Origin of the sequence: Morganella morganii H1r (assembly GCF_000633515.1) — a bacterium.
Lineage (GTDB): Bacteria > Pseudomonadota > Gammaproteobacteria > Enterobacterales > Enterobacteriaceae > Morganella > Morganella morganii_B.
The window spans coordinates 121,824-148,786 of the sequence record NZ_AYMP01000016.1 but is presented as its reverse complement, the minus strand read 5'-3'; the positions used below and the strand labels follow the sequence as shown (position 1 = coordinate 148,786).

The following is a 26,963-nucleotide window of genomic DNA, read 5'->3' as shown; positions in this document are numbered from 1 at the left end:
CCACATTGATTTTTGCGGAAACAGCCGCTAATCTGCAAAAAACAATTGAATAAAATGCAACAATGAAAATCACTCTGGAAGAAATGCGGGCCTTTATCGCTGTGGTTGACTGCGGCTCTGTGACCACCGCCGCCGCGCAGAGCGGATTGACGGTTTCAGCTGTCAGTCGCGCCCTGCTGCGCCTTGAAGAAAAGATGAACAGTACCTTGTTGTACCGCACCACGCGGCGGCTCAAACTGAGTGAGGAAGGTGCATTATTTCTGCAGAAAGCCCGTGATGTGATGCAACTGGCGCAGGAAGCGGAAGATGTGCTGATGAATCATAAAGAGATCCCCTCCGGCACACTGCGTATTGATGCCTCAACACCTGTTCAGCTCCATGTGATAGCACCGCTGGTGACACAATTCCATGAACGTTACCCGCAAATCCGCCTTGAACTGACTAACTATGAAGGCATCACCAATTTACTGGAGAAACAGACCGATATTGCATTCCGCTTCGGTCCGCTGGCGGATTCTTCCCTGCATGCCACGCTGATGGGCTACACCTGCCAGCGGATTCTGGCCAGCCCGCGTTATCTTCAGCAGCATGGCGAGCCGAAAACGCCGGAAGATTTGGCACAGCACACCCTGCTGGGATTTATCGCGCCGGAAAGCCTGAATACCTGGCCGCTGTATGACGGCAACAAAAAGGGACTGAAAATCACCCCGTCACTGGCTGCGGGCAGCGGGGAAATTATCTGCACCCTGGCACGTTCCGGCGCGGGGATTGCCTGTATCTCTGATTTTGTGACACACGAAATGCGCGAAAACGGGGAATTTCGTCAGGTTCTGACGTCATATACTTATGAAAATAAATTGCCGATTCATGCCGTGTATTACCGCAGTCAGGCACTTTCTCCCCGGCTGCGCTGTTTTATCGATTTTGTTCTGCAACACAGTCAGTGTTTTAAACGTACCGGTTAATCTGAACACTACCTTAAGCCACTGACAGCACATCACCGTATCTTCCCGGCAATATTTTTCAGCGCATTTAGTCTTAAAATGAACCTGCCATGTAAAAATATGAGGAAGAATAACAGCATGATAGCACGTTATCTCCGGCGGGTACTTGCAGGACCCGCGCTGCACTTACGGACTGCCGGACGGGATTTGACAGCGTATTATCCGGCGTGTCAGCCCTGAATCATCTGCTGATAACAGGCATAGCCGCGCTTCGCCGCTTCGTGATATTGCCGGTTCAGCGGCGCGGTCATGCTTTGTGAAACGGCAGTCATTTCCGGCCCTGCAAGTTGCGGGGAGCCGGTACGGAACGGCGGGCGCGGATCGTATTCAATCGCCAATTCAACCAGCGCAGCCAGCTTTTCACCCGCAGAGCTTTCAGCACCAGTAATGAAGCATCAAACGAACCGGTGGCCGGACCCGAGGTGTAGATAGTATCGTCGATCACCACATCACTGCCGCCGACGGCAACAGCCCCGACATCAGGCAGCATCGGCACCACATTGCTGTTACTGGTTGCCCTTCTGCCTTTCAGTAATCCGGCGGTGCCCAGCATCAGCGAACCGTAACAGGTGCCAATCACATATTTTGCTTTTTGCCCCGCCCGCGCGAAAAAGCGGATCACCGCCGGATCTTCAATCACTTCCGGCGGCACCATGCCGGTCACCAGCACATCCAGATCATCCGGACACTCATCAAAGGTCATTGTCGGCATGGTCGGCCAGCCGATATAGCCTTCCACCAGTTCCCGGCGTTTCCAGATAAAATAGATTTCCGCCCCGGCAATCGTAAAAACAGACTGTGCGCCATTGATATCCATCGGCATATAGCCCGGACAAACAAAAATTCCGACTTTCAGCAATGCGGGCTGTGATGCACGTCCGGCAGCGATCAGCGCCTGAATGGAAGGCGTGCTCAGCCCGTAAATCGTTTCAACTGCATAATCATGATCAGACATCAAAATACTCCGTGCCAACATTTATTTACTAAACGGTAAATTAATGCATGAGGTACAATGATGTAAATTGTTTTTATACTGATCGGTAATCAAATGGCACAAAAAGGCAGACCCCGGAATTATGACAGTGCCGCCGCACTGGATAAAATCATGGCGCAGTTCTGGCACAAAGGGTATACCGCAACGTCCCTCGATGAACTGGCCGCAGAAACGGACATGAGAAAACCCAGCCTGTACGCCGCTTTCGGTAATAAAGAACGGCTTTATCAGCTGGCAATGAACAGGTTTGGTGAAATAGCACAGGCACATTACACCGACGCACTGGCACTGCGGACGCCCGGTGAGCCGCTGGCCGCCCGCCTGACCCGCTGGTTACAGGCAACTGTCACCCTGTATACCGGAGAGCACGGCCCTGCCGGATGCATGGTGTTATCGACAGCCGCTGCGGAAGTGTACGACCCTGCTATCCGCAAACGCCTGCAGGAAGTCATTGCGGCACAGGAGATGATGGTGCTGGATTGTCTGAATGAAGAGAAAGCCGCGCTGCGCGATCCGGATTCCGCCCCGCTGCTGGCGAAAACACTGACCGCGTTTCTGCACAGTATTTCCCTGCGCGCACGGGCCGGTGAAAGTGCGGAGCAACTGGCAGAAATGGTTCGTGCCGGTCAGCTGGTATTGCAGTCTGCACTGACATCACCGGCGGCATAATATCCGCCGGTAAATATTTTTCAGCGCAGTGAAACCTGCCCCCGGATACAGTCTGTCACCGCACCGCCGACCCAGATCCCGTCTGCATCCTGCCGGACACTCAGCCGGCCGTCACGTTTCACACTTTCTCCCTGCCGCGCCAGATAGTGCGGCGGCAATGTGCCGTTGCTGATAAGCCATTGTGCCAGCGCTGCATTCAGGCTGCCGGTTACCGGGTCTTCCGCACCCCTGCGGTTAATAAATGCCCTTACCGCAAGTGCAGCTTCACTGCCTGCCGGATACCGGGCACACACGCCGATTTTATACAGAGCGTTATTCCCTGACTGGCTGAGTACCGCATAATCCGGCGTAATTGCCAGCAGGCGGGCAACGGAATCCACCTCAACCCCGGTCCATGCCGGGCCGTTATCAATATATTTTGCCTGTAAAACAGCACTGCGGGGGATGCCGTATGCCGACGCAACCGTATTGCACTCGTCTTCTGTCAGATCCCGCCCGTTAATCATCGGCGGTGCGGCAAAAGCAGTTCCCTGTTCAGACTGACGCAGCGTAATAAGCCCGGCGGCGCATTCCTGAATGATATCCCGCGTCTCACTGAAACCGGTATGCTGCTTCCAGACATGGCAACTGCCCAGCGTCGGGTGCCCGGCAAACGGCAGCTCACCGTCCGGGGTGAAAATCCGGACACGGTAATCGGCCTGCGGATCCTGCGGTTTGAGCAAAAATGTGGTTTCGCTGAGGTTTGTCCAGCGGGCAAAACGATGCATCTCTTCATCGGTCAGATCATCCGCATCAACCACTACCGCCAGCGCATTGCCGAGCAGCGGCACATCAGAAAAAACATCAACCTGGTAAAAGGAATGGGTTTTGTTGCTCACGGTAATTATCCTTTTGGTTTGTTTTCAGTCAGCGCAGCGTTACCTGTCCGGTGATCACACAGGTTACATCCCCGGCAACCCATACCTGACCTGCTTCCTTAGTGACAAAGATTTTGCCGTCACGGCTGATAACCTGTCCCTGTCCGGCCACATAGCATTCCGGCAAAATACCTTCGCCGGTCAGCCACTGAGCAAGCGATGCATTCAGGCTGCCGGTTACCGGATCTTCTTCCCCCAGAGAACAGCACAGAGCACGCACCTCCAGCTGAACCGGTCCGCTCTGGTCGTCATACAGTGCACACAGGCCGATATCATACCCGTCCAGCAGGGAATAATCCGGTTTCGCCGCCAGCACCTTTGCAACAGAAGTCAGTTGCAGGCCAATCCATCCCGGCCCGTTATCCACCCATGCGGAGCGCACCACATCTTCATCATGCAGACCCAGTGCTTTCACTATATACGCCACCTGCTGCGGATCAGTATCCCCGCCGCGTAACAGTGCCGGGGCAGCAAATGCCAGCCGGTTATCCTGCTGACGGATAGTCACCATACCGACCCCGCACTCCTGAATGATATCGCGCTTATCATTAAACTGCTGTGTTTCGCGCCAGACATAACAACTGCCCAGCGTCGGATGTCCGGCAAACGGCAGTTCACCGTCCGGGGTGAAAATCCGGACACGGTAATCGGCCTGCGGATCCTGCGGTTTGAGCAAAAATGTGGTTTCGCTGAGATTTGTCCAGCGGGCAAAACGGTGCATTTCCTCATCCGTCATATCATCTGCATCAACGACCACCGCCAGCGCATTGCCGAGCAGCGGTACATCAGAAAAAACATCAACCTGGTAAAACTGATAAGTGCGGGTATTCAACGTTATTATCCTTTTTATGTGGTAACAGAGCAGAGCTGATGATTTTTATCACAGAAAACGATTATGATGAAATCATTAACCATCATTGTGATAAAGGAACGATAATGTCGGCAAAAATGATCGATAAACTGGCACTGATCACGCTGAAAGACGGCAAAGTGGCCATGGTCCGCTCCCATAACAAAACCCTGTTCTACGCTCCGGGCGGCAAACGTGAAGCCGGTGAAACTGACGAACAGGCACTGTGCCGCGAAATTGACGAAGAACTGACGGTGACACTGACACCGGACACCATCACGTTTTACGGGGAATTCACCGGTCAGGCGGACGGTAAACAGGACGGCACACAGGTGCGTATCCGCTATTATCAGGCGGAATTTACCGGCGTACTGCAACCGGCTGCGGAAATTGCTGAGCTGGACTGGCTGGACAGCCGTGATCTGCCCCGCTGTTCTCTGGTCGCCGCACTGATTGTGAAAGACCTGGCGGCGCGGAAACTGATCGGCTGATGAGACTGACAGACTGAGATCGTGCGGCTGAGCAATTTTGTACAAGACAGAATATAACGCAGCGCGATAATAACCGGTTACCGGAAAGACAGAGCAGGACACCGCATGCAGAGTGACGAACACGCCCGCGAACAGGCGGACTATTTTCATCTGGACGATTTTTATGGTCTGGGGATGATCTCTGCGCGTTATTATCAGCAAAAATTCAGCCGCCATACGCACGAAGGTTTTTGTATTGGTGTGATTGACGAAGGTGTTCAGCAGTTTTTCCGTACCGGCAGTAATCATTATGCCCCGACCGGCGATATCATTCTGGTGAACTCCGATGAAATCCATACCGGCTCCTCCGCACTGGAAACCGGCTGGGCCTACCGCGCGATTTATCCGACACCTGAGATGCTGAACACGCTGATGCAGGATCTCAAATCGGCCGATCAGGGCTTTGTGCCCTGGTTTTCTCACGCAGTGGTGCATGACCCCGGCCTGGCCGCGCAGTTACGCCTGCTGTTTGATGTGTTGATGAAGCCGGATAACCGGCTGCTGAAAGGCTCACTGTTACTCTCAACACTGGCCTGGCTTATCACCCGTCACAATAAAAAAGGCTTTCACCCGGCGGAGATCACCCCGGCCGGTCAGCGCCTGCAGCATATCGCAGAGATGATGAACAGCCATCCGGAAACTGATTACTCCCTGGATGAACTGGCCGCAATGGCGAATCTCAGCCCGTGGTATTTTCTGCGCCAGTTCCGTCTGCGTTACGGCATGCCGCCCCACGCCTGGCTGATTCAGGCGCGTCTGCGCAAAGCACGTCAGTTGTTGCAAAACGGCGGCCGCCCGGCGGATGTCTCTTTACAGTGCGGGTTTACCGATCAAAGCCACTTTACCCGCCATTTTAAACGGGCAATGGGGGTCTCACCGGGCAAGTTTATGCAGCGCCGCTGATATCACTGAACAATTTTGTACAATATTCCTGCTGCCGTGTCATGGCAGAGTATCCGGACTGTTTTACGCTGTACGGATGATAACAATGACAACAACCACAGATTTACCCGCTTCGCCGCTGAAAGATTTCCTCACCGGCGCACTGCATATGACCCCGCTCAACCTGGCCGTGGTGCCGTGGGCAATCCTTGCCGGCTCGATGGCAGTGGACAGCGGCCTGACCTTTGCACAAAGTGTCGCGATGTCCGCCATGGTCTTTGCCGGTGCCGCCCAGCTGGTGACACTCGGCCTGCTTAACAGCGGCGCCGGGGTGATCACTATTATCGTGTCAGTCTTTTTTATCACCTCACAACACCTGCTGTACGGGCTGACACTGCGCCCGCATGTGCGCCCTTTTTCCCCGCTGCAACGGGCCGGTATCGGCTTCCTGCTGACAGATGAACTGTTTGCTGTCAGTGTCGCCGGGCGGCAGCGCCTGAGTTTTGCTTATCTGTTCGGTGCCGGACTGAGTTTTTATCTGGTCTGGGTGCTGGTCAGTATTCTCGGTATTGTGCTGGCCCACAGCATCAGCGACCTGAGCCAGCTCCGGCTCGACTTTTCGGTGGTGGCAACACTGCTGGCGATTGTGGTGCCGCTGATCAAATCAAAAAGTGCACTCGCCGGGGCTCTGTTCTCCTTTGTGGTCACGATTATGCTGACCCGTGCCGGTGTACAGGGCAGCGCGGTGATTGCCGGGGTCAGTGCTATGCTGCTGGCGGTTCTTCTGGGACGTAAATGGGGGGATGTAAAATGAGCTGGGGATTAATACTCGCACTGACACTGATGCTGTTTTCACTGCGCTTTATTTTTCTGATCCCGGGGTTACCACTGCGGCTGCCGGTCTTTATTCAGCAGGCGCTGACCTATTCCGCACCCTGTCTGCTGGTGGCTATTTGTGCGCCGATTGTATTATTAGAGGAACAGCAGTTCCGTGATATCAGTGATAATCCGTATTTATGGGGTACGCTGTTCTGTATTATCGCCGCACGGCTGATTAAAAATACCCTGCTGACTGTGGTCCTGACGCTGGTATTTTTCTACACCCTGATTTATCTGTTCTGATTATTTAACTGTCCGCACCGGAAACCCGGTGCGGAACTCAGTAAACATTACGGTTTTTCGTGAATTTCTTTTGCCAGTACCGGCAAAATATCAATTGAACGTGGTCCCGGCACCAGTTCAGACAGATTGACTTTAATATAATTTTTGTTTTTCACCGCTTTTACACCCTGCATTTCCGGCATGGCTTCAATAAACGCGACTTTCTGGTCATAATCATCATCATTACGGAAGCCTTTATAAACAGGAATAATGATCACTTCCGGATCAGACATAATCACATCTTCCCAGTTGCCGACTGCCCAGGTTTTTCCGGTATTTTTACCGGCAAAAATATTCTTAACGGAAATCAGTTTCAGCATCTCCGTGGTATAACCATCAAAGAAGGTATAGGGTTTGCCGTCCTGAGAATCAAAAATAAAGGCGGTTTTTTCCGGATACGCCTGAATCTGGCTGATAACGGTATTCAGTTTTTCTTTTTCTGCCGCCACGTATTTTTCAGCCGTCTCCTGCACACCGAAGATCTCACCAAATTTCAGCATGTCGTTAAAATAGGTATTCACATCGGCTTTCGGTGATGTCATGGATTCCGGCACATAAACGGCAACCCCTTCCGGCACAATTTTATTGGCTTCCAGTGCCAGTTTCGAGAATGAGTTTGCCCAGCCGGTGGCGAAATCGGGTTTGACGGACATAAAGACTTCGTAAGACGGCCATTTTTCTGCCAGCACAGGAATTTTGTCATACGCCGCTTTAACCGGCGGATAAATCGGCTCTTCCAGAAAAGCGGTACCGACCATACGGTCCCCCAAATCCAGCGCCAGCAGCATTTCGGTGGTGATCTGACTGAGAGAAACAATACGCTGCGGGGATGTTTCCGGTTTAAAGTGATATTCGTTGCCATCCAGCTTTGCACTGAATTCAACCGGGACATAAGCCTGTTCTGTTTTATTTTCCGCAGCAGCTGTCACGGAAAATAATGCGGAGATAACCAGAGTACTCAATAATAATTTTTTCATCATTCCCTCATCCGGATTATAAAAATATAGCGACACGGTCTTCGACCGGCAATACCGTAAATTCCACACCAAATACATCAAACAGACACTCCCGGGTTAATACTTCCGCCGGTGTACCCTGCGCATAAATTTGCCCGTCATGCATCAGGATCAGATGCTGACAGTATTTCGCGGATAAATTAATATCGTGAATGGTCATAATCACCGTGGATTCTGATGCCGCCAGCGCTTTCATGACTTCCACTTTATAGCGGATATCCAGGTGGTTGGTCGGCTCATCCAGGATCATAATGTCGGTTTCCTGGGAAAAACATTTCGCCAGCATCACCCGTTGTTTTTCACCGCCGGACAGTGCGTGATACTCTTTATTTTTCATTTTTTGTAAACCAAACAACGCCATGTAATTATCTGCAATCACAAAATCCCGGTCGCTGTAATCCACGTAATGTTTTTTATACGGCATCCGCCCCATCACCACGATTTCCTCAATGGTCAGTTTGCCTTCCACCTGGTCATTAAACTGCGTCAGTACCGAGATATTGCGGGCGAGTGATTTGACGGAAAACTGAGCCACATCCGTATTATCAACGAAAACGGTACCCCGTGTTTTGATATCCCGGTAAATATGCCGTAATAAGGTTGTTTTACCGGAGCCGTTAGGCCCGACAATACCGATCACTCTTTTGCCGGAAAATGATAAATTAATGTCTTTCAGTATTCCGTTATAATTCAGGTCAGTAATATCAACAGTACTCATTGTTACCGGCTCCTGTTCGCTTTAATAATGATATAAACAAACAGCGGTGCGCCTATCAGTGAGGTCAGAATACCGACCGGAATCTCCTCCGGTTTAAACCAGCTGCGGGAAATCGTATCAATAATCACCAGGAATGCACCACCGACCAGACAGGAATAGAGCGATAACTTAAAATGTTTCACGGAAATGGTATTACGGACAATATGCGGAATAATAAGACCGATAAACGCAATCACACCAACGTTGGCCACAATAATAGACACCACAAATGATGACAAAATAATCACCGCCAGCTTAATGGCACCGACATTCACACCTAATTGTGCAGACGCATCCGCACCTAACAATAACGTATCAAGCACATTACTGAATAACAGACAAAAAATTAATACTGTAATTAATGCCACCAGCGGCAGCGGAATATAAGACCATTTAATACCGGAGAAACTGCCCAGCATCCAGAACATCGCGCTTTTAACCTGACTTTCATTCTTGGACAGATAAATAATCGCGGTGGTGATGGCAGAAAACAGGCTGGAAATACCGATACCAATCAGCACCAGATTGGTCATATTACTCTTTTTGAAATTAAATAAGACAATAATGGCAGTGGAAATCAGCCCGCCGGCAAATGCACCGATATAGACATTATACGGTGACATAAACGCAAATAACCCGAGCACAATGGCGGATACCGCCCCTGCGCTGGCCCCGGAGGACACCCCGAGAATATACGGGTCGGCCAGTTCATTGCGGGTTATCGTCTGCATCAGGATCCCCACCAGTGACAGGGATGCGCCGGTAATCGCCACCAGGATAATCCGGGGCAGACGAATATTATAAATGATGGTTTCATACGGCAGGAGGTCATCCCCGTTGATGCCCCCGGTAATAATTTTGATTACCGTATCCAGCTTCTGATGAAATTCCATATTGACGCTGCCGTAAAACAGCGAAAAAAACATGGCGGCAAGCAACACAGACAGGCAGATAAAAAATTGTGAAAAATGCCGGCCATTCAGTTTCTTTTTACGCCGCAGGGCTGTTTCTCTTACTGCTTCACTCATCACTGTTAACCTGTATTTCATCAGAACAGAGACTGTTAACAGATTGACGGAAATATCACATTATGATAACGAAATACCGCCATAATTTGCCTGTCAGCCTCTGTTTTCACTATTTTTCTGATTATAACGGAGAACACGGTGTGGTTATGTACTCCCCCAGAGTATATTCCGGAAAATAATCAGCAAATATCCATATTTAATGATCTGTATCTGATTAGCACAGAATAAAACGCCGGAATATTCCCGGTGTTTTATTTATCTGAACAGCACGACTTTGCCGCATCAACATTATTCTGCCGGATAACTTAAAATACATAAACGGTATTCATCTGTCCGCGTGCAGCTGAAGTGGTTCTCTGAAATTTAAAAAAACCGGCTCTTTTCTCATCCCGTTCCGCATATTACAGTACAGAAAAGCAAAACAGCGCGGAGAGAAAACAAATGAGTCAGATAAATGCATTCGGACAAACTGTCGGTGATATCGTTCCGGACTGGACTGCCCGCCCTTACCCTGCCCGTATCAGCGCGGAAGGTCGTCACTGCCGGATCGATCCGCTGAGCCCGGCCCATGCGGATGACCTGTACCGGGCATTTTCACTCGCCCCTGACGGGCGTTACTGGACGTGGCTGCCGGATGAGCCCCCGGCTGATCTGAATGAATACCGCGCCCGTACCGAAAAAAATGCGCAATCGCCGGATCCGCTGTTTTTCACGATTACGGATAAACACACCGGCAAAGCCGTTGGTCTGTTTTCCCTGATGCGGACCGATGAGAAAAACGGCGTCACCGAAGTCGGTCACGTGCATTTTTCCCCGCTGCTCAGCGGCACTGTGATGTCAACGGAAGCCCACTGGCTGCTGATGAAATATGTATTTGATACCCTCGGCTACCGCCGCTATGAATGGAAATGTGACAGCCTCAATGCACCGTCCCGCAATGCGGCACTGCGCCTGGGTTTTCAGTATGAAGGCTGTTTCCGTCAGGCGCGGGTGGTCAAAGGCCGCACCCGTGACACCGAATGGTTTTCTATTACTGACCGTGAATGGCCGGTAGTTAACCGCGCCCTGGAACAGTGGCTGTCAGCGGATAATTTCACACCGGACGGCAAACAGATCCGCGCCCTAGCATCTCTGCGTGATACAGTATGAAAATGATTGATATCGGCCGTGTCGCAGAGCTGACCGGCCTGACAACCGCCACTATCCGCTATTATGAAAGCAAAGGCCTGATCACGCCTGCCGGGTATGCGCTGGTGGTGTATATGGTCGGTGCGTTCCCGCTGGCAATGAAAGCGCAGGGATTTGAATTCCCGGCAATCGCCTTTGTGTTTCAGTGTCACATTTTGGGTATGTTTGCGCCCTCTTTCTTTACCGGGCAGTTAATCAGCCGGGTCGGGGTAAAATGCGTTGTCTGGCTGGGGGTGATTTTCCTGTTAATCAGTAATGTCATCAGTCTGACCGGCAGCAGTTACGCGCATTTTCTCATTGCCATGACCTCGCTGGGGCTGGCCTGGAACTTTATTCTGATCAGCACCACGCATCTGTTGCCGCACACTTATACCGGCAATGAACGGGCAAAGATCCAGGGCGCGACCGATTTTCTTATCTTCAGTTTCGGGGCACTCGGCAGCCTGCTGGCCGGGTTCGCCTTCTATTATGCGGGCTGGTATTCCGTGAATGTCGCCGGGCTGGCAACCGGCATTATGATTCTGGTGGTGATGTTTTTACTGCGCCACAGTATGAATGAATCCCCGGCGGAAAATACCGTCTGATAGCAGATCTGCCGCTGTCATAAAAAACAGCGGCGGATAGTTTTACTTCACCGGTGAGGTTTCATATTCCAGACCGTCACGGTTTCCTTTCGGACGATTGCTGTAGCCATTGCCGGAGAAATAAAAAAGTCGGTTATGCCATTTATCAAACAGTACGGTTTCCCCGTAGTCTTCCGTCAGTACCGCTCCTGTATCCCAGTTGAGCCCGCCGTCATCAGATATCCGGGTTTCTGAATATAAAACGGCCATCAGTAAATCACTGCCGGCATACAAACCGGAAATATAACTGCCGCCGGTTTCCAGTACCGGTGAATAATCCCCGTTACAGTTCAGATGATTCACACTCTGACGCCTGCGCGCTTTTTCTGTCAGTGTGAAATAAAATTCACCGCCGGTTGTGCTGTTCAGTGCACCTATCTCCCCCGGGATAAGCAGATCAGACTCCGTTTTCAGTGTCCGGGTATTAAAGCAGACCAGAGCAACATTTTCCGGATCATTTTTTTCATCCTGCATCCATGCCGCGACCAATCCGTTGCCGTTGTAGTGCCAGTCAATATTCTTCAGGCTGACATACCGGTGGCCGTAACGATCAGTGGTTCTTTTTTTACGGTGATCCATACTAAATAACAAACGCCAGTTTTGTCCGTAATCACGTGTCTGATACAGTGTATTATTCTGAACCATAAGTCCGCTGCCCGGCGCAGTAACGGCAATAATCTTTGCATCACCCGCGACTTCCGGCATCTGCCACTGCGACAACCACCGCCAGTTCTGACCACCGTCCCCGGAATAGAAAACATACTTTTTATACGAGCCGTAATCCTGAAACAGGATCAGGCACTGACCCTGCTCATCACAGGCCCGGCTTTCTGCCCGCCCCATAAACATGGCGCTGACCCGTAAATCCCCGTCCTGCTCTGTCATTATGTAGGTTACCGGCACCAGTGGCCTGCTGCCGTAGACTTCACTGCGTCTCAGTTCATAGGTCTGTTTTTCCAGATAATCGCTGATCACTTTTTTATCCGGAGATATTTTCAGGTTCAGCAGTGGTATATCCGTGTCCTTTACCGGGTCAAAACCAACATTTTTACTGTGGCGGCACGTGCGGGTTTCCCGGTCGCAGCTCTCCAAATCAACCCGCATGGCATCTCTGACACCGGTTATCATCACGCCGTTCTGAAAAGAACTGATGACCAGTGAGGATAATTTTACGGTTTCTGTTTGCGGCTGATAACTGCGGGCGCGTTTTCTGTCCGGCGCGGAAAAAAACGTATCTGAAAACGTCAGCATCAGTGACGTTATGAATATAACAGTCAGCAGTGTAATCCGGGTGCATCCGTCGGCAAACATCAGTTAATTTCCTGTACAACAATATTTTTACCGTTCCGGAGCCTGAGTTGTATCAGCATTTGCCTGACAAAGACAAAACGGGCTGCGCCTGCTGATTTTTTCCGCACAAGCAGCGTCACCACTTCCGTCAGCAGCAGTATGCCGCTGATCACCATAAGAAACATCAGTGCCATACCACCCAGTGATTTTGCCGCGTGCAGCCAGTCCCATTTATCCGGCGTGCCTTTTATACTCCACAAATCATGGCATATAAAAATCATCACAATCAGCATCATCACCAGAAAAATGCCGGTGAACACCTTATACATCATTTTCACTTGCTGTGAGGATACCGCCATGCCATCCGGCTTCAGGTAAGCACTGTGATCACGCTCATTGTAGAGACCGGTAATCACGCCTTTCTGCTGATTGACGATCAGGTTTACAGAGTCCTCCCCGGCAATGAAAAACGGATGGCTGCGGAAAAACAGCGGATTGATGTCCTCTGTCATTGAGCTGTAGTAATTACGCAGTGTAAACGGGATGCCGTTACACAAAAAATAATACTCAATATAATCACGCCGGGATTTGCCGCTGCCGGTAAAATCACGGACAGAGCGGAGGCCGGTAACAGGTCCCTGCACACCGGTCAGTGTCAGTTTTTCCGCATAACGGTAGTCTTCCGGCTGCACAGAATCCAGCTCGTTGAAACGTCCTTCATCCCCCTGCCGCCGGTGCCGCATGCCTTCCTCTGTGCCGGGCAGCAGATATTCAGCCTGAGAACAGATAGCGGTATTCCCCGCTTTCACCTGTGCCAGCCCGTTCAGAAGATGCTTCATGGTTCTGCTGTTCGCCACCAGCAATGCCTGAACTGACGATGCCAGCATCCACAATCCGCCGCCGAAGACAAGCATCAGCACCAGACCGGCAATCACATTCGTCAGTTGCGTGAAAAACAGCCAGGAAGAAAAAATAACCATCACCAGGGCAAGCGCCAGTTTTTTCAGGTTACGCACATTACCGGTTCCGGTTACCGGTTCCAGATTACCGCGTTCCGGCGATACCAGCCAGTGCAGCCAGTAACTGCCGTCAGCCAGCGGACGGGCACCGATAAAGACCCGGTCACCGTCGCGGAGTTTTTTCAGCACCGTTTTGTCACTGAACTGAGAGACAAAGGTATAAAACACCTTATCACCCGCCAGTATCCGGCGGTAATTATGCTCCGGTTTCGCGTTGTTATCCTGCCGGATAAAAGGCAGATCAAAAAAACAGACTTTTTTCATAAACAGACAATACACCCGGTAATAACTAAAAAATTAACCTGAGTTTATCTTTTTCACGTATATCAGGGAACCTTACCGGTCCCGCTTCATCAGAACAGCATCGTTTTTAAGGTATTTCTCAGTGTTTCAGGTTAGTGTCGGGGTGAAACCGCTAAGGAGAAACGATGTCTGAATCCCGTAATGCAAAAAATAATGTTTATGATGATCCTGTTTTCTTTGAAAACTACCGTCGTCTGCGTCAGAACGATACCGGTCTGAACGGTATTCTGGAAATACCTGCGCTGCGCGCATTACTTCCCTGTCTGAAGCATAAACAGGTGCTTGACCTTGGCAGTGGCTTCGGCGATTTTGCCCGTTATGCCCGGCAAGGCGGCGCGGCATCCGTTACCGGCATAGAGCTGTCGGAAAAAATGTTTACAGAAGCGCAGAAACTGACAAATGATCCGCATATCCGCTACCTGCACGGTTCAATGACCTGTTTACCCGCTGTGCTGAAAAATTTTGATATTATTGTTTCTTCTCTGGCCATTCATTACATTGCTGACTTCACCGCACTGGCAAACGACATATATACAAGGTTGCAGCCCGGCGGGTATTTTGTTTTCTCTGTGGAGCATCCGATGTGTACTGCTTTTTCTTCCTCATATCAAAAAGATGAACATGGCCGGTTCGTCTGTATGCCGGTGGATAATTATCAGGATGAATCCCGCCGTCTGACACACTGGTTTGTGGACGATGTGGTGAAATATCACCGGACAGTGCAAAGCTATGTCACTGCACTGCTGGATGCGGGTTTTGAACTCCGCGCCTTACAGGAGCCGAAAATTCCGCAGACGTGGCTGGACGTTCGTCCCGAAACAGACATATTTAACCGTTATGCGCCGTTTTTATTACTCAGCGCCCGCAAGCCGGGGTTCGCGGGAAATGGTATCTGAACCGGGTCATTCATGCGCGGCCTGAATTGCACCCTGCGGGCTGAGTGAATCACGGCAGACTGCTTTCTGCATCTGCACGATCTGCACGGCCATACAGTGGCGATCCGCCGGACAGATTACACCTTTGAACAGAGCAATTGTTATCGCATTATTTCGGGCTGAAAACCATTATCCGGCTGAATGGTATCCGTAATCATGATATTACTGATGCACATATTGATTTTTATGCACGGTGCATAATTCCTTTACTACCGACGGACAGACACATGATACCGATTAACTGGCAGACTGCCGCCCTGCACGACCTCTCCCCGCAGACACTCTACCGCCTGCTGGCGCTGCGCAGCGCGGTATTTGTGGTTGAACAGACCTGCTGTTATCTCGATCCTGACGGTGCCGATCTCACCGCACTGCACGTTTGGGCGGAACAGGACGGTGAAATTATGGCCTGCTGCCGTATTCTGCCCCCGGAAAACAGCACCGCACCGGCAGCTATCGGCCGGGTGGTGGTCAATCCGCAATTCCGCAGGCAGAAACTGGGCTACCCGCTGATGGCAGCCGCCGTTCAGGCGGTATACCGGCATTTCGGTACACGGCAAATTAACATCAGTGCACAGGCGCATCTGACCGCGTTCTATGAAAAATGCGGCTTTACCGTCTGTTCTGATGTTTATGATGAAGACGGTATTCCGCATTGTGATATGTTCCGCCCGCCACTGCTGCTGTCGGATCAGGAGCGGCAGGATGTGATGACCTTTGCGGAGAGTGACCCGGATGAAAACCCGTGGGTTGCAGGAAAGCCCTGCACGGCGGAAATTACAGTCAGTGAATATGATCCCGCCTGGCCCGCCGTTTATGCACAGGAAAAACAGCGCATTCTGGATGCGCTGGGTGATAAAGCTCTGCATGTCGAACATATCGGCTCGACTGCGGTTCCCGGGCTGGCGGCCAAACCGTTGATTGATATCGATTTGATTGTCGCCGACCCGGCCGATGAAGCCGCCTGGCTTCCTGCGCTGATCGCCCTCGGCTATAAACATACTGTTCGTGAGCCTTCATGGTATCAGCACCGGATGCTGAAACTGGATCAGCCTCAGGTCAATCTGCATGTGTTTGCCCCGCGCTGCCCCGAGCATCTGCGCCATATTCTGTTCCGCGACTGGCTGATAAGCTATCCGGACGATCTCGCGGCTTACGTACAAAGTAAAATGACAGCAAAAGACGGTGTCAGTAACACCATGGATTACAACCGGAAAAAGCATGACACGGTACAGCAGATCTATGCCCGGCTGTTTGCCGCATTACCGTAAAACAAACCTTAAGGCGGTTTAATCTCCGCCGTTGTCTGTTATTCACGGGCAATGGTATGATGCCCTCATCCATCAACTCAAAAAATAAATAAGGAGGCTAATAATGGTGTTAAGTTATGTGATTGAATTTTCACATTTCTTTGGTAATCGTCAAAACTCAGGCTTTTCTGTTAACGCTATGCGTTAATCCTGCCTGAGTGAAGCTTTACTGAATTTAATATCCTTCCTCAGCTTACAGGGTTATCGCGTTTTATGACCCATGGCATTGTTATGCCTGAAATTTGAGTAAGCTATGAGCACATTATTATCAACCCGTAATCTGTCATTCCATCCCGGTCACACACCACTGTTAACCGATATTTCTGTCGCCCTGAATCAGGGAGAAAAGATCGGCCTGATCGGGCATAACGGCTGCGGAAAAAGTACCCTGATGAAGCTGTTATCCGGCCAGCTGACACCGGATGAAGGTACCATTACCCCGGCGAACCGCGTCATTATGGCGTATATCGAACAGCATCTGCCGGAATCCCTGAATACCCTGTCACTGGCGGATACCGTGCTGGATAAATTACCGGCGGAACAGCATCTGTCGGAAATGTGGCGGGCAGAAATGCTGCTGACAGAGATGGGGTTTGACCCGGAACAATGGCAGTTGCCGGTCACCGCCCTGAGCGGCGGTCAGCATACCCGGCTGTTACTGGCGCGGGCGCTGATCAGCCAGCCGGATTTATTATTGCTGGATGAACCAAGCAACCATCTGGATCTGCCGACCATTTTGTGGCTGGAACAGTTCCTGAAAAACTGGCGCGGCAGCTTTATCCTGGTGTCTCACGATAACGCCCTGCTGGATCACGTCACCAACTGCACCTGGGTGCTGCGGGACGGTAACGTTTCGGTGTTCCGCCTGCCCTGTACACTGGCACGGGAAGCACTGGCGCAACAGGATGAAAGTGATGAGCACCGCCACAATGCGCAGCAGAAAGAGATCGACCGTATTGCGGTAAGTGCCAAACGGCTGGCGATATGGGGGAAAGTGTATGATAACGAAGCCCTTTCCCGCAAAGCCAAACAGATGGAAAAACAGATAGACCGGTTGCAGGATGACCAGGTTGAGCTGGCGATCGGCAGTCAGTGGCAGCTGAAGCTGACCGGGGATGCTTTGCGTGCAGACCGGCTGTGCGCCTTTAACCAGCTGTCCGTGATCCCGGCCGACAATTGTCCGCCGCTGTATGTGACAGACAATGTATCGGTGAAATCCGGTGACCGCATTGCGGTGATGGGCGCAAACGGTACCGGAAAATCTTCACTGCTGCGGATGATCTGGTCGCAGTCTCAGAAACCGGAAGCGACACTGCCGGACAGCCCGCTGGTGCTGCATCCCCGTGTGCATTTGGGGTATTACGACCAGAAACTGGCGCAACTTAATGATAATGACTCACTGATGGATGCACTGAAGCCATTCGCATCACTGATTGATGAGCAGCGGAAAATGGCACTGATCAGCGCCGGTTTCCCGTATCTGCGCCATCAGCAGACGGTGTCTGCGCTGAGCGGCGGAGAACGGGCGCGGTTGTTGTTTGTCGGACTGAGCCTGGCCAACTATTCCCTGCTGATGCTGGATGAGCCGACCAACCACCTGGATATGGACGGAAAACAGGCGCTGGCAGAGAAAATCAGCCGGTTTGAGGGCGGTCTGATTCTGGTCAGTCACGACCGGGAACTGATCGAAAAAAGCTGTAACCGCTTCTGGTATATCGACGGTAACCGGCTGACGGAATATCACGATCTGGATCAGGTCTATGATGCTATCCGTGCCCTGAATGCGGATTCCGGCACCGGCAACAGCGTGTTACCGGCGGCGCCGGAGCAATCCGTTCCGGCCAGTGACGAAGAGGATTTGCTGGCGGCACTGATTACGCTGGAGGAAAAACTGGCGGCGGATTTGCAGCGCAAACCCGCACACCAGAAACCGGCTCTGCAACAGCAGTGGCGCGAACAGATTACGCAACTGCGGGATGAACTGGGGCTGTAACACAGCCATAATAAACGCAGGCCGTTACGTTTTTTGTAACGGCCTTTTTTGATTTATTTTTTCAGCCCGCCCGCGTCCAGCCACCCTTCTGTAACCTTGCCGGTGACCGGATGAATATAACGGCCATGAACAAATCCCTGATATGGCTGAGGGCGATCCACCCAAACCACATCATCTTTCACCACAAAATCCGCAGCATCAGTAATACAGCCCTTATCCGGAGCATCATAAAAACGCAGGCGATTTTGTGTCACACTGTATTTGTATGAGGACGGTTTACTGTTTTTCAGGCCCGCCTGATACTGTTTATCCGCGTTTTCAGTTGCCGCATCGCACAGCGCGTCCTGTGATGCCAGCCGGTTAACATTAATCCAGCCCTGCTCATTACCGTAAGCCACCAGCAGCCAGCCCTCTTTTTCCCCTTTCACCGGTTCCGCAGCCCGCAATCCGACCACCTGAAGCACATCCCCCGGCACCACAAAGGCATTATCATTGCGGCATTGTTCCACCGGTGCTGCATAAAAATAAGCCCGCCCTTTGCCGGTGACCCGCCACTCCGGCGACATGGCAATAAAGGGTTCTAACCGGAGCGTACTGAGGATCTGCTGACACGTTTTCTCTTTTTTCAGACAGGATTGCAGCCGCTCACCCTGTGCCGCGCTGAACGTCAGCGGGACGGGATGCTCCACATCCGCCCCTGTCGCCGTCAGGGTATTGTCTTTGATATTGTAATTCACCCAGCCCAGCTGCCCGGCACCCGGTGACTCCGGCGAAGGCTTTTGCCGTGTATCAGAGAGCTGAACCGCCAGTTCATTGATCTCCCGGTTTTCAACATAAATCCCCAGCCTGTCGGCAGTGACCTTTTCCGCGCGGACAAGCCCGTGATTGCTGCCTGCAATCAGCTTTATCAGTTCTCTGTCACAGTCAAACAACGGGCCGGTCGCTGTCGCGGGAATTGTTGCGTCATTATCCATAATAACCTCCGCCGTTGCCGGTGCGGCGGCTGCCATCACCGGCAGAGTGGCAAAGAATAAACTGCTCCCTAATATTGTTGTGCGAAAAACATCTGTGCGAAAACGCATCCGTATTCCTTTTTTTAACCAATTTCCTGCTGCAATGCCTCGCGCTGCAACAGACGTTTTTTCCGTTCGATCCCCCAGCGGTAACCTGCCAGTTCCCCGCCGGTTCTCACCACCCTGTGGCACGGGATAGCGACCGCCAGGCAGTTTGCCGCACAGGCACCGGCCACCGCTCTGACCGCTTTTGGTGAGCCGATCCGCTCTGCGATCTCCCGGTAACTGACGGTGGTACCCGCCGGGATGGACTGCAATGCCTGCCAGACCCGGCGCTGAAATGCAGTTCCCCGGATATCCAGCGGCAAATCAAGCCCGGAAGACGGTGCTTCCACAAACCCGATAACCCGTGAGACCACCTGTTCAAATTGCGCGTCGCCGCCGACCAGTTCCGCATTGGGAAACTGATCCTGCAAATCCCGCAACAGCGCTTCCGCATCATCCCCCAGCAGAATGGCACAAATGCCTTTTTCACTCTGCGCCACCAGGATATCCCCCAGCGTACATATCGCCAGAGCAAAGAAAATCCGCGCCCCTTTGCCGCCTGCCCGCCAGCTTTTCGGGGTCATACCGAGCAGTGTATCCGACGATTCATAAAACCGGCTGCCGGAACTGAAGCCGGATTCAGCGATTGCGCCGGTGATTGTCGTCTGTTTTGTCAGTTGTTCCCGCAGTTTATCCCCGCGATAGGCTTTTGCCCACGCCGCTGGTGTCAGCCCGGTATGTGACCGGAAAATACGGTGAAAATGAAACTGACTCACGCCGCACAGTGTGGCCAGCTCTGCCAGTGACGGCAGCGGCTCGCCGTTATCGATCCGCGTTTCCAGCTCACGGCAGGCCTGCACCACCTGTTCCGCATGGCGCTGTGTCATGGCCTCACCGCTGCGCTGACGGCGCTTTCCGGCGCGGTAGCCGTGAGCCTCAGCCGCTTCCGGCGTGGCAAAAAATTCGGTATTTTCCCGTTTCGGCAGCCGCACAACGGTAGACGGAAATCCCCATGTCTGTGTGGTTTTTACCGCATACACAAACAGCGTATCGGCGGTTTTATCCCGGGCGACCAATGCTGCCCAGCACGCATCGTCTGAGAGTATCGTCTGTTTTGTCATCCTGTTTCTCCGTTACCGCGCGCAGCGGAAGGTCAGATTAAACCGCCGGGCACCCGCAAGCGGATGCACCCCGGCCCTTACCGGACGGACAGCATGGTAATTCAGACGGGAGCGGCCGCCCCACACCAGTACATCTCCGTGCTCAAGCGCAAAGGTTTTCAGGGGATGATGCCGTTCACTGCCGCCGAACTGAAACTGCACCGGCAAACCGAGTGAAAATGACACAATCGGCTGGCGGCGATCCGGCTCATCCCTGTCCTGATGCAGAGACATACCGGCGCCCGGTGCATAACAGTTAATCAGACAGCTGTCCGGCGAAAATCCGTGAAATCCGGCACGCGCCGCCGCCTGCTGCGACAGCGACAAAAATGCGTCCGGCAGCGGCGGCCACGGATTGCCGGTCAGCGGATCAGTCGGGGAGTAGCGGTAACCTTTGGCATCAGAGATCCAGCCGCATGTACCGCAGCTGCTCATGGCTGCGGACATCCGGTATCCGCTGGGCGTCTGCATATGGCGGAACGGTGAAATGGCTGTCAGACGGCGGATTTCCGCCAGCAGCATCTCATCCTCATCACTGAGAAAACCTTTCAGCAGATACGCATCGGGTGCCACGGCAAGCGGTTCATCGTGAGCAAAGAGATCTGACATAACGCCTCCGTTCTGTTTCCTGTGTCTTTCCGGTGATGACAGTATTGCAGGCCGGATACAGACAAACACTCCGGCTCTTGCTTTTCAATTCTGAAGCACAGTATAAGGCGGCGGGCAGTCAGGATGAAGTATTCTGTTCCTGTTTCAGACGACGCCATAAGGTGGTGCGGCTGATCCCCAGCCAGTCAGCGGCGGCGCGGCGATCGCCGCGGAAACGGGCCACCGCTTCTGTTGCCGTGGCGGTATTCACCGGCTCCGGCAGGAGATCAGCCACCGGGGCGGGAACAATCGCCGTGCGCCGTTCAGGAGAGAGTGTCAGTAATAATGATTCTGTAATAATTTTATCCGGATACGCGCTGCAATACAGCGCCACCCGCTCCATCAGATTACGCAGCTCGCGGGCATTTCCCGGCCAGCGGTAGTGATAGAAAAAGTCACTGCATGCCAGAATCTGCTGCAAATGGCTGCGGTGCAGCGGCAGATCCAGCTCAGCAAACGCCAGTTTGAGCAGTTTTTCTGTCAGTAACAGGATATCCGCCCCACGGTCGCGCAGTGCCGGAAGCTGCAGACGCAGCACCCCCAGCCGGTAAAACAGATCCGCACGGAATGTCCCTGCCGCCACCCTGTTATCCAGGTCATTATGAGTCGCACAAATCACCCGCACATCCCCGGTAATCGGTTTATAGCCGCCGATACGCACAATGGCGCGATCCTCCAGTACCCGCAGCAGACGGGTTTGCAGCGACACCGGCATTTCACCGATCTCATCCAGAAACAGTGTACCGCCGTCCGCTGCCTCAAATAATCCGGCACGGCCGCCCCGCCGCGAGCCGGTAAATGCGCCCTCCTCATAACCGAACAGTTCTGCTTCCAGCAGACTTTCCGGGATAGCCCCGCAGTTCACCGCCACAAAGGGTGCAGCGCGTTTCGTCCGCTTATGTTTATGAAACAACGTATATTCATGATGAATAGCTTGTGCCGCCATCTCTTTACCGGTGCCGCTTTCACCCTGGATCATCACTGTCGCTTTCGAGCGTCCGAACAGCGTGATGGTTTCCCGTACCTGTTCCATCACCGGCGAGGTACCGAGAATATCATTCAGTGTATGGCGGACATTCAGGGAACCCGCCACCGGCAGCGGCATGTTCTGCGGCTGGTCGCGGATACGCGTCAGTTCTATAGCATCGGTGAATGCCCGGCGGACGGTATCATTGGAATAAATGAAAATGCAGGTCATGCCGCACTCTGCCGCGATATCGGTAATCAGTCCCGCTCCCACCACCACCGGAATACCGTCCGCTTTCAGGGCAAGGCAGGCTGCCCGTGCATCCTCGGCGGTCACATAACTGCGCTGTTCAATCTGCATGCCGAAACTCTGCGCCAGCGAGTCCAGAGCCGGAAAGGTGTTGCGGTAATAAATGAGACCAATGCGCTGACTGAGCTGCCGTGCCCGCGCCAAAGCCTGCATGATGTCGAATCCGCCCGGCGCGGCGACAATCACCGGCACCGGCAGATGCTGTTTCAGATACGCACCGTTAGATCCTGCACTGACAATCGCATCACAGCGTTCTGTTTTCAGCCGTTCACGAATCGCCTCCACCGCAGCATCGAACCCCAGATTAATCGCACTGATACTGGCACGGGCACTGAATTCCGGACTGATATCACGGAACAGGGTAAAAAGACGCGAAATGGAGACCGTCCAGATCACCGGTTTGTCACTCTGAGCCATGCGTTTCTCCCCGGTTTCATGTGTTCCAAATGTTTCATTTATATTCCATGAAACACATTAGCAGCTATTTTGAAACATAAATAGCATCACCATCACAGAAAGCTAACATCCCGCTTGTCAGACGGAATCGGCAAATTCTATAGTGGGCACCGTAATGACAGGATAAATACGCCAAATGCGTGATGTATCTCGCGTTTTGGTTACCTTACCCGGCTGATTGGCATAGCGATTGCTTTATAACATCTGAGTATCAAACTAATAACAAGGTGAATATATGGCACTTTATTCCGCAGGACGCGCATTCCGCGACGCTGTACAGTCTGAATCCCCGCTGCAGCTGGTCGGTGCTATTAATGCCAACCATGCACTGCTGGCAAAACGTGCGGGTTACAAAGCAATTTATCTCTCCGGCGGCGGTGTTGCCGCAGGCTCTCTGGGTATTCCTGACCTGGGCATTTCCACACTGGATGATGTACTGACAGATGTCCGCCGTATTACCGATGTATGTGACCTGCCGCTGCTGGTGGATGCGGATATCGGTTTTGGCCCGTCAGCCTTTAACGTGGTGCGCACCGTGAAGTCTCTGACCAAAGCCGGGGCTGCCGGGATGCATATTGAAGACCAGGTCGGCGCAAAACGCTGTGGTCACCGTCCGAACAAAGAAATCGTCTCAAAACAGGAAATGGTTGATCGCATTAAAGCCGCGGTTGATGCACGGACTGATGAGGATTTCGTGGTGATGGCGCGTACTGATGCGCTGGCAGTGGAAGGTCTGGAATCCGCGCTCGACCGCGCACAGGCGTATATCGAGGCCGGTGCGGATATGCTGTTCCCGGAAGCGATTACAGAGCTGGCAATGTATCGTCTGTTCACTGACAAAATCCGTGTGCCGGTGCTGGCAAATATTACCGAGTTCGGTAAAACGCCGCTGTTTACCCTGGATGAGCTGCGCAGTGTGAATATCGCTATCGCCCTGTACCCGCTCACCGCCTTCCGCGCCATGAACAAGGCTGCTGAAAATGTTTATAACACCCTGCGCCGTGAAGGCACGCAACAGAGCCTGATTTCACAGATGCAGACCCGTGAAGAATTATACCAAAGCATTAACTACTACGATTACGAAGATAAGCTCGACGCACTGTTTTCGCAGAAAAAATAACCTCTGAAAGATAACGCGAAGCAGGTTGTACACTCACTATAATAATAAGGATCACCCGTCATGAATGAACAACTTAGCAAACCTGAACCTGCACTGAAGAAAGGCAAAAAATCCGTCGCACTGTCCGGCGTCGCTGCCGGCAATACTGCACTCTGTACTGTGGGGATTAACGGGAACGACCTGCATTACCGCGGTTATGACATTCTGGATTTAGCCACACAATGTGATTTTGAAGAAGTCGCTCATCTCCTGATCCATGAAAAACTGCCGAACGCCGCAGAACTGGCTGCTTACAAGGCGAAACTGAAATCACTGCGCGGCCTGCCGCACAGTGTGAAGAAAGCCCTGGAAGCGCTGCCTGCCTCTGCCCATCCGATGGATGTGCTGCGTACCGGCGTGTCTATTATGGGTTGCGTCCTGCCGGAAAAAGAAGGTCATCCGTTATCCGGTGCCCGTGATATCGCCGATCGTCTGCTCTCTTCCCTGACCTCCATGCTGCTTTACTGGTATCACTATGCGTTTAATGATCGCCGCATTGATACCGAAACCGATGACGACACCTGCGGCGGCCATTTCCTGCATCTGCTGCACGGCAAAAAACCGTCTGAAAACTGGGTGCGTTTTATGAACTCCTCGTTCATTCTCTATGCAGAACATGAGTTTAACGCCTCCACCTTTGCTGCCCGTGTTATCGCCGGTACCGGGACAGATTTTTACTCCTCCATTACCGGGGCGATTGCCGCACTGCGCGGACCAAAGCACGGCGGTGCCAATGAAGTGTCTCTGGAGATCCAGAAACGTTACAGCTCACCGGATGAAGCTCAGGCCGATATTCTCGCCCGCCTCACCCGCAGTGAAGTGGTGATGGGCTTCGGTCACCCGGTGTATACCATTGCTGACCCGCGTCACCAGGTTATCAAAGCGATTTCCCGTGAGTTATCCGAAGAAGCGAAAGATTTCCGTCTGTTTGATATTGCCGATCGTATTGAATCCGTGATGTCTCAGCACAAGAAGATGTTCCCGAACCTCGACTGGTTCTCAGCGGTGGCGTATCACCTGATGGGGGTGCCGACCGCCATGTTCACCCCGATTTTTGTTATTGCCCGTTCCGCAGGCTGGGCTGCACACATCATTGAACAGCGTCTGGATAATAAAATTATTCGTCCGTCCGCGAATTACACCGGACCGGAAAACCAGACCTTCGTACCCCTTAAAGCGCGCTAATTATTGATTAAAAAGGAAGATAAAGTATGTCAGCATCTTTTACCCCGCAGCATCAAGAGTATGACAAGGTCATTCAGGACATCACTGATTATGTTCTGAATATGGACATCAGCAGTGAGCGCGCCTATGACACCGCGTATTACTGTTTCCTGGATACCCTGGGCTGCGGTCTGGAAGCCCTGGAATATCCGGCGTGCAAAAAAATGCTCGGCCCTGTCGTGCCGGGAACCATTGTCCCGAACGGTGCCAAAGTACCGGGTACCCAATTCCAGCTGGATCCGGTTCAGGCAGCCTTCAATATCGGCGCCATGATCCGCTGGCTCGATTTCAACGATACCTGGCTGGCGGCGGAATGGGGTCATCCGTCCGATAACCTCGGCGGTATCCTGGCAGTTGCTGACTGGTTATCCCGTGAAGCCATTGCCAAAGGCAAGGCACCACTGCCGCTGAAACGTGTGCTGACCGCGATGATCAAAGCCCACGAAATTCAGGGCTGTCTGGCACTGGAAAACTCATTTAACAAAGTCGGCCTTGACCACGTTGTACTGGTGAAAGTCGCCTCCACCGCCGTTGTCGGTGAAATGCTGGGACTGGATCGTGAACAGTTACTGAGCGCAGTTTCTCATGCATGGGTGGACGGCCAGTCTCTGCGGACCTACCGCCATGCGCCGAATACCGGTTCACGTAAATCATGGGCGGCCGGTGATGCCACTTCCCGCGCGGTACGTCTGGCATTGTTCGCGCAGAAAGGTGAAATGGGTTATCCGACCGTGCTGACCGCCAAAACCTGGGGCTTCTATGACGTGCTGTTTGACGGCAAGCCGTTTAAATTCCAGCGCGATTACGGCTCTTATGTCATGGAAAACGTGCTGTTCAAGATTTCATTCCCGGCAGAGTTCCACTCTCAGACCGCCGTTGAAGCAGCAATGACACTGCATCACAAACTGGCGGCACTGGGTAAAACCGCAGATGATATTGAGAAAGTCACTATCCGCACCCATGAAGCCTGTATCCGTATTATCGATAAACACGGCCCGCTGAATAACCCGGCTGACCGTGACCACTGTATCCAGTATATGGTGGCGGTTCCGCTGATCTTTGGTCGCCTGACTGCAGCGGATTATGAAGATGGGATCGCGTCAGACAGCCGTATCGATGCCCTGCGTGCCCGCATTCACTGTGAGGAAGATACTGCGTTCACCCGTGATTATCATGATCCGGAAAAACGCTCTATCGCCAACGCCCTGACCGTGACCCTGAAAGACGGTACCGTACTGGATGAAGTGGTGGTCGAGTATCCGGTCGGGCACGCCCGCCGCCGTGAGGAAGGTATTCCGCTGCTGCTGGCGAAATTCCGCACCAACCTGGCGCGTATGTTCCCGGAAACGCAGCAGCAGCGCATTCTGAATGCTGCCCGTGACCGTAAAACACTCGAATCCATGTCAGTCAGCGAGTTTATGGATCTGTTTGTTATTTAATTTCTCTGCCCGGCAACGCAGAAAAACGAAGCGGATACTCAGGTATCCGCTTTCTGCTTTATTTGGCTTCAAAC

26 protein-coding genes are annotated in these 26,963 nt (G+C 52.4%); 14 read left to right on the top strand and 12 right to left on the bottom strand.

The window, feature by feature from the left end; genetic code table 11:
• Nucleotides 1-62: 62 nt before the first annotated feature.
• The gene (locus U868_RS0110090) at nucleotides 63-965 is read left to right on the top strand and encodes a LysR substrate-binding domain-containing protein (RefSeq protein ID WP_025153184.1); all 903 of its coding nucleotides are present in this window, start codon (nucleotides 63-65) and stop codon (nucleotides 963-965) included.
• A gap of 307 nt (nucleotides 966-1,272) precedes the next feature.
• Here the strand turns inward: U868_RS0110090 and U868_RS23555 are convergent, their stop codons facing one another.
• Entirely contained in the window at nucleotides 1,273-1,959 is a 687-nt protein-coding gene (locus U868_RS23555) for a DJ-1/PfpI family protein (protein WP_240182704.1), read from the bottom strand.
• Between the two features lie 93 nt (nucleotides 1,960-2,052).
• Here U868_RS23555 and U868_RS0110080 point away from each other — a divergent pair, with 93 nt between their 5' ends.
• Complete coding sequence (locus tag U868_RS0110080; protein WP_025153183.1) at nucleotides 2,053-2,667, top strand: TetR/AcrR family transcriptional regulator; 615 nt, start codon at nucleotides 2,053-2,055, stop codon at nucleotides 2,665-2,667.
• A gap of 20 nt (nucleotides 2,668-2,687) precedes the next feature.
• Here U868_RS0110080 and U868_RS0110075 read toward each other — a convergent pair whose 3' ends face one another.
• Nucleotides 2,688-3,545, bottom strand: a complete 858-nt coding sequence (locus U868_RS0110075; RefSeq protein WP_025153182.1) for a PhzF family phenazine biosynthesis protein — start codon at nucleotides 3,543-3,545, stop codon at nucleotides 2,688-2,690.
• A gap of 28 nt (nucleotides 3,546-3,573) precedes the next feature.
• The gene (locus U868_RS0110070; RefSeq protein WP_025153181.1) at nucleotides 3,574-4,416 is read right to left on the bottom strand and encodes a PhzF family phenazine biosynthesis protein; all 843 of its coding nucleotides are present in this window, start codon (nucleotides 4,414-4,416) and stop codon (nucleotides 3,574-3,576) included.
• Nucleotides 4,417-4,520: 104 nt separating this feature from the next.
• On the opposite strand from U868_RS0110070, the gene U868_RS0110065 reads away from it, so the two are divergent.
• The 4 genes from U868_RS0110065 to U868_RS0110050 all read left to right on the top strand — a co-directional run bounded on the left by U868_RS0110065 (nucleotide 4,521) and on the right by U868_RS0110050 (nucleotide 6,968).
• Nucleotides 4,521-4,925 (top strand): NUDIX hydrolase, encoded by a 405-nt coding sequence (locus U868_RS0110065; protein ID WP_025153180.1) that lies wholly within the window; start codon nucleotides 4,521-4,523, stop codon nucleotides 4,923-4,925.
• Between the two features lie 105 nt (nucleotides 4,926-5,030).
• Entirely contained in the window at nucleotides 5,031-5,867 is an 837-nt protein-coding gene (locus U868_RS0110060; RefSeq protein WP_025153179.1) for an AraC family transcriptional regulator, read from the top strand.
• A gap of 85 nt (nucleotides 5,868-5,952) precedes the next feature.
• Nucleotides 5,953-6,660, top strand: a complete 708-nt coding sequence (locus U868_RS0110055; RefSeq protein ID WP_025153178.1) for an AzlC family ABC transporter permease — start codon at nucleotides 5,953-5,955, stop codon at nucleotides 6,658-6,660.
• The gene (locus tag U868_RS0110050) at nucleotides 6,657-6,968 is read left to right on the top strand and encodes an AzlD domain-containing protein (protein WP_024473104.1); all 312 of its coding nucleotides are present in this window, start codon (nucleotides 6,657-6,659) and stop codon (nucleotides 6,966-6,968) included. Before U868_RS0110055 ends, U868_RS0110050 begins: the two co-directional genes overlap by 4 nt.
• 47 nt (nucleotides 6,969-7,015) lie before the next feature.
• On the opposite strand, the gene U868_RS0110045 is transcribed toward U868_RS0110050, so the two are convergent.
• Genes U868_RS0110045 through U868_RS0110035 form a run of 3 tightly spaced genes read right to left on the bottom strand, consistent with a single transcriptional unit; the run spans nucleotide 7,016 to nucleotide 9,808 of the window.
• On the bottom strand, nucleotides 7,016-7,987 hold the full coding sequence (locus U868_RS0110045) for an ABC transporter substrate-binding protein (RefSeq protein ID WP_025153177.1): 972 nt from the start codon (nucleotides 7,985-7,987) through the stop codon (nucleotides 7,016-7,018).
• A 13-nt stretch (nucleotides 7,988-8,000) separates the two neighbouring features.
• Nucleotides 8,001-8,741 (bottom strand): ABC transporter ATP-binding protein, encoded by a 741-nt coding sequence (locus tag U868_RS0110040; protein ID WP_025153176.1) that lies wholly within the window; start codon nucleotides 8,739-8,741, stop codon nucleotides 8,001-8,003.
• 2 nt (nucleotides 8,742-8,743) lie between these two features.
• Nucleotides 8,744-9,808 carry a FecCD family ABC transporter permease gene (locus tag U868_RS0110035; RefSeq protein ID WP_025153175.1) on the bottom strand — a complete coding sequence of 355 codons (1,065 nt, stop codon included), beginning with the start codon at nucleotides 9,806-9,808 and terminating at the stop codon, nucleotides 8,744-8,746.
• Between the two features lie 441 nt (nucleotides 9,809-10,249).
• Between U868_RS0110035 and U868_RS0110030 the strand changes: the two genes are divergently transcribed.
• Together U868_RS0110030 and U868_RS0110025 are read left to right on the top strand one after the other, a co-directional pair.
• Nucleotides 10,250-10,957 (top strand): GNAT family N-acetyltransferase, encoded by a 708-nt coding sequence (locus U868_RS0110030; RefSeq protein ID WP_025153174.1) that lies wholly within the window; start codon nucleotides 10,250-10,252, stop codon nucleotides 10,955-10,957.
• On the top strand, nucleotides 10,954-11,580 hold the full coding sequence (locus tag U868_RS0110025; RefSeq protein WP_025153173.1) for a MerR family DNA-binding transcriptional regulator: 627 nt from the start codon (nucleotides 10,954-10,956) through the stop codon (nucleotides 11,578-11,580). Before U868_RS0110030 ends, U868_RS0110025 begins: the two co-directional genes overlap by 4 nt.
• Before the next feature lie 42 nt (nucleotides 11,581-11,622).
• On the opposite strand, the gene U868_RS0110020 is transcribed toward U868_RS0110025, so the two are convergent.
• A complete protein-coding gene (locus U868_RS0110020) occupies nucleotides 11,623-12,930 on the bottom strand; it encodes a hypothetical protein (RefSeq protein WP_025153172.1) in 1,308 nt (435 codons plus the stop codon).
• Nucleotides 12,930-14,192 carry a hypothetical protein gene (locus U868_RS0110015; protein WP_025153171.1) on the bottom strand — a complete coding sequence of 421 codons (1,263 nt, stop codon included), beginning with the start codon at nucleotides 14,190-14,192 and terminating at the stop codon, nucleotides 12,930-12,932. The genes U868_RS0110020 and U868_RS0110015 overlap by 1 nt, the downstream gene beginning before the upstream one ends.
• Nucleotides 14,193-14,356: 164 nt before the next feature.
• On the opposite strand from U868_RS0110015, the gene U868_RS0110010 reads away from it, so the two are divergent.
• The 3 genes from U868_RS0110010 (at nucleotide 14,357) to U868_RS0109995 (ending at nucleotide 18,469) form a co-directional block, all read left to right on the top strand.
• Entirely contained in the window at nucleotides 14,357-15,127 is a 771-nt protein-coding gene (locus U868_RS0110010) for a class I SAM-dependent methyltransferase (RefSeq protein ID WP_025153170.1), read from the top strand.
• 266 nt (nucleotides 15,128-15,393) lie between these two features.
• Nucleotides 15,394-16,437, top strand: a complete 1,044-nt coding sequence (locus U868_RS26265) for a GNAT family N-acetyltransferase (protein ID WP_080694347.1) — start codon at nucleotides 15,394-15,396, stop codon at nucleotides 16,435-16,437.
• 292 nt (nucleotides 16,438-16,729) lie between these two features.
• Entirely contained in the window at nucleotides 16,730-18,469 is a 1,740-nt protein-coding gene (locus U868_RS0109995) for an ABC-F family ATP-binding cassette domain-containing protein (RefSeq protein WP_025153168.1), read from the top strand.
• Between the two features lie 53 nt (nucleotides 18,470-18,522).
• Here the strand turns inward: U868_RS0109995 and U868_RS0109990 are convergent, their stop codons facing one another.
• The 4 genes from U868_RS0109990 to prpR form a co-directional block, all read right to left on the bottom strand.
• Complete coding sequence (locus U868_RS0109990) at nucleotides 18,523-19,551, bottom strand: hypothetical protein (RefSeq protein ID WP_025153167.1); 1,029 nt, start codon at nucleotides 19,549-19,551, stop codon at nucleotides 18,523-18,525.
• Between the two features lie 14 nt (nucleotides 19,552-19,565).
• Nucleotides 19,566-20,648, bottom strand: a complete 1,083-nt coding sequence (gene ada, locus U868_RS0109985) for a bifunctional DNA-binding transcriptional regulator/O6-methylguanine-DNA methyltransferase Ada (RefSeq protein WP_025153166.1) — start codon at nucleotides 20,646-20,648, stop codon at nucleotides 19,566-19,568.
• A 12-nt stretch (nucleotides 20,649-20,660) separates the two neighbouring features.
• A complete protein-coding gene (alkB, locus tag U868_RS0109980) occupies nucleotides 20,661-21,296 on the bottom strand; it encodes a DNA oxidative demethylase AlkB (RefSeq protein ID WP_025153165.1) in 636 nt (211 codons plus the stop codon).
• Nucleotides 21,297-21,414: 118 nt separating this feature from the next.
• Entirely contained in the window at nucleotides 21,415-23,028 is a 1,614-nt protein-coding gene (gene prpR, locus U868_RS0109975; RefSeq protein WP_025153164.1) for a propionate catabolism operon regulatory protein PrpR, read from the bottom strand.
• Between the two features lie 274 nt (nucleotides 23,029-23,302).
• Here prpR and prpB point away from each other — a divergent pair, with 274 nt between their 5' ends.
• Genes prpB through U868_RS0109960 form a run of 3 tightly spaced genes read left to right on the top strand, consistent with a single transcriptional unit; the run spans nucleotide 23,303 to nucleotide 26,889 of the window.
• Nucleotides 23,303-24,187, top strand: a complete 885-nt coding sequence (gene prpB, locus U868_RS0109970) for a methylisocitrate lyase (protein WP_025153163.1) — start codon at nucleotides 23,303-23,305, stop codon at nucleotides 24,185-24,187.
• 60 nt (nucleotides 24,188-24,247) lie between these two features.
• A complete protein-coding gene (gene prpC / locus U868_RS0109965; protein ID WP_025153162.1) occupies nucleotides 24,248-25,411 on the top strand; it encodes a bifunctional 2-methylcitrate synthase/citrate synthase in 1,164 nt (387 codons plus the stop codon).
• A 26-nt stretch (nucleotides 25,412-25,437) separates the two neighbouring features.
• A complete protein-coding gene (locus tag U868_RS0109960) occupies nucleotides 25,438-26,889 on the top strand; it encodes a bifunctional 2-methylcitrate dehydratase/aconitate hydratase (protein ID WP_025153161.1) in 1,452 nt (483 codons plus the stop codon).
• Nucleotides 26,890-26,963 lie beyond the last annotated feature (74 nt).

What these genes read in the sequence shown, in the direction of transcription:
- U868_RS0110080 (WP_025153183.1), top strand. Translation starts at nt 2,053, where the DNA reads ATGGCACAAAAAGGCAGACCCCGGAATTATGACAGTGCCGCCGCACTG.
- U868_RS0110035 (WP_025153175.1), bottom strand. Translation starts at nt 9,808, where the DNA reads ATGAGTGAAGCAGTAAGAGAAACAGCCCTGCGGCGTAAAAAGAAACTG.
- alkB (WP_025153165.1), bottom strand. Translation starts at nt 21,296, where the DNA reads ATGTCAGATCTCTTTGCTCACGATGAACCGCTTGCCGTGGCACCCGAT.
- ada (WP_025153166.1), bottom strand. Translation starts at nt 20,648, where the DNA reads ATGACAAAACAGACGATACTCTCAGACGATGCGTGCTGGGCAGCATTG.
- U868_RS0109990 (WP_025153167.1), bottom strand. Translation starts at nt 19,551, where the DNA reads ATGCGTTTTCGCACAGATGTTTTTCGCACAACAATATTAGGGAGCAGT.
- U868_RS0110050 (WP_024473104.1), top strand. Translation starts at nt 6,657, where the DNA reads ATGAGCTGGGGATTAATACTCGCACTGACACTGATGCTGTTTTCACTG.
- U868_RS0110025 (WP_025153173.1), top strand. Translation starts at nt 10,954, where the DNA reads ATGAAAATGATTGATATCGGCCGTGTCGCAGAGCTGACCGGCCTGACA.
- U868_RS23555 (WP_240182704.1), bottom strand. Translation starts at nt 1,959, where the DNA reads ATGTCTGATCATGATTATGCAGTTGAAACGATTTACGGGCTGAGCACG.
- U868_RS0110040 (WP_025153176.1), bottom strand. Translation starts at nt 8,741, where the DNA reads ATGAGTACTGTTGATATTACTGACCTGAATTATAACGGAATACTGAAA.
- U868_RS0110030 (WP_025153174.1), top strand. Translation starts at nt 10,250, where the DNA reads ATGAGTCAGATAAATGCATTCGGACAAACTGTCGGTGATATCGTTCCG.
- prpC (WP_025153162.1), top strand. Translation starts at nt 24,248, where the DNA reads ATGAATGAACAACTTAGCAAACCTGAACCTGCACTGAAGAAAGGCAAA.
- U868_RS0109960 (WP_025153161.1), top strand. Translation starts at nt 25,438, where the DNA reads ATGTCAGCATCTTTTACCCCGCAGCATCAAGAGTATGACAAGGTCATT.
- U868_RS0110010 (WP_025153170.1), top strand. Translation starts at nt 14,357, where the DNA reads ATGTCTGAATCCCGTAATGCAAAAAATAATGTTTATGATGATCCTGTT.
- U868_RS0109995 (WP_025153168.1), top strand. Translation starts at nt 16,730, where the DNA reads ATGAGCACATTATTATCAACCCGTAATCTGTCATTCCATCCCGGTCAC.
- U868_RS0110020 (WP_025153172.1), bottom strand. Translation starts at nt 12,930, where the DNA reads ATGTTTGCCGACGGATGCACCCGGATTACACTGCTGACTGTTATATTC.
- U868_RS0110065 (WP_025153180.1), top strand. Translation starts at nt 4,521, where the DNA reads ATGTCGGCAAAAATGATCGATAAACTGGCACTGATCACGCTGAAAGAC.
- U868_RS0110090 (WP_025153184.1), top strand. Translation starts at nt 63, where the DNA reads ATGAAAATCACTCTGGAAGAAATGCGGGCCTTTATCGCTGTGGTTGAC.
- prpB (WP_025153163.1), top strand. Translation starts at nt 23,303, where the DNA reads ATGGCACTTTATTCCGCAGGACGCGCATTCCGCGACGCTGTACAGTCT.
- U868_RS0110015 (WP_025153171.1), bottom strand. Translation starts at nt 14,192, where the DNA reads ATGAAAAAAGTCTGTTTTTTTGATCTGCCTTTTATCCGGCAGGATAAC.
- U868_RS0110055 (WP_025153178.1), top strand. Translation starts at nt 5,953, where the DNA reads ATGACAACAACCACAGATTTACCCGCTTCGCCGCTGAAAGATTTCCTC.
- prpR (WP_025153164.1), bottom strand. Translation starts at nt 23,028, where the DNA reads ATGGCTCAGAGTGACAAACCGGTGATCTGGACGGTCTCCATTTCGCGT.
- U868_RS26265 (WP_080694347.1), top strand. Translation starts at nt 15,394, where the DNA reads ATGATACCGATTAACTGGCAGACTGCCGCCCTGCACGACCTCTCCCCG.
- U868_RS0110045 (WP_025153177.1), bottom strand. Translation starts at nt 7,987, where the DNA reads ATGATGAAAAAATTATTATTGAGTACTCTGGTTATCTCCGCATTATTT.
- U868_RS0110060 (WP_025153179.1), top strand. Translation starts at nt 5,031, where the DNA reads ATGCAGAGTGACGAACACGCCCGCGAACAGGCGGACTATTTTCATCTG.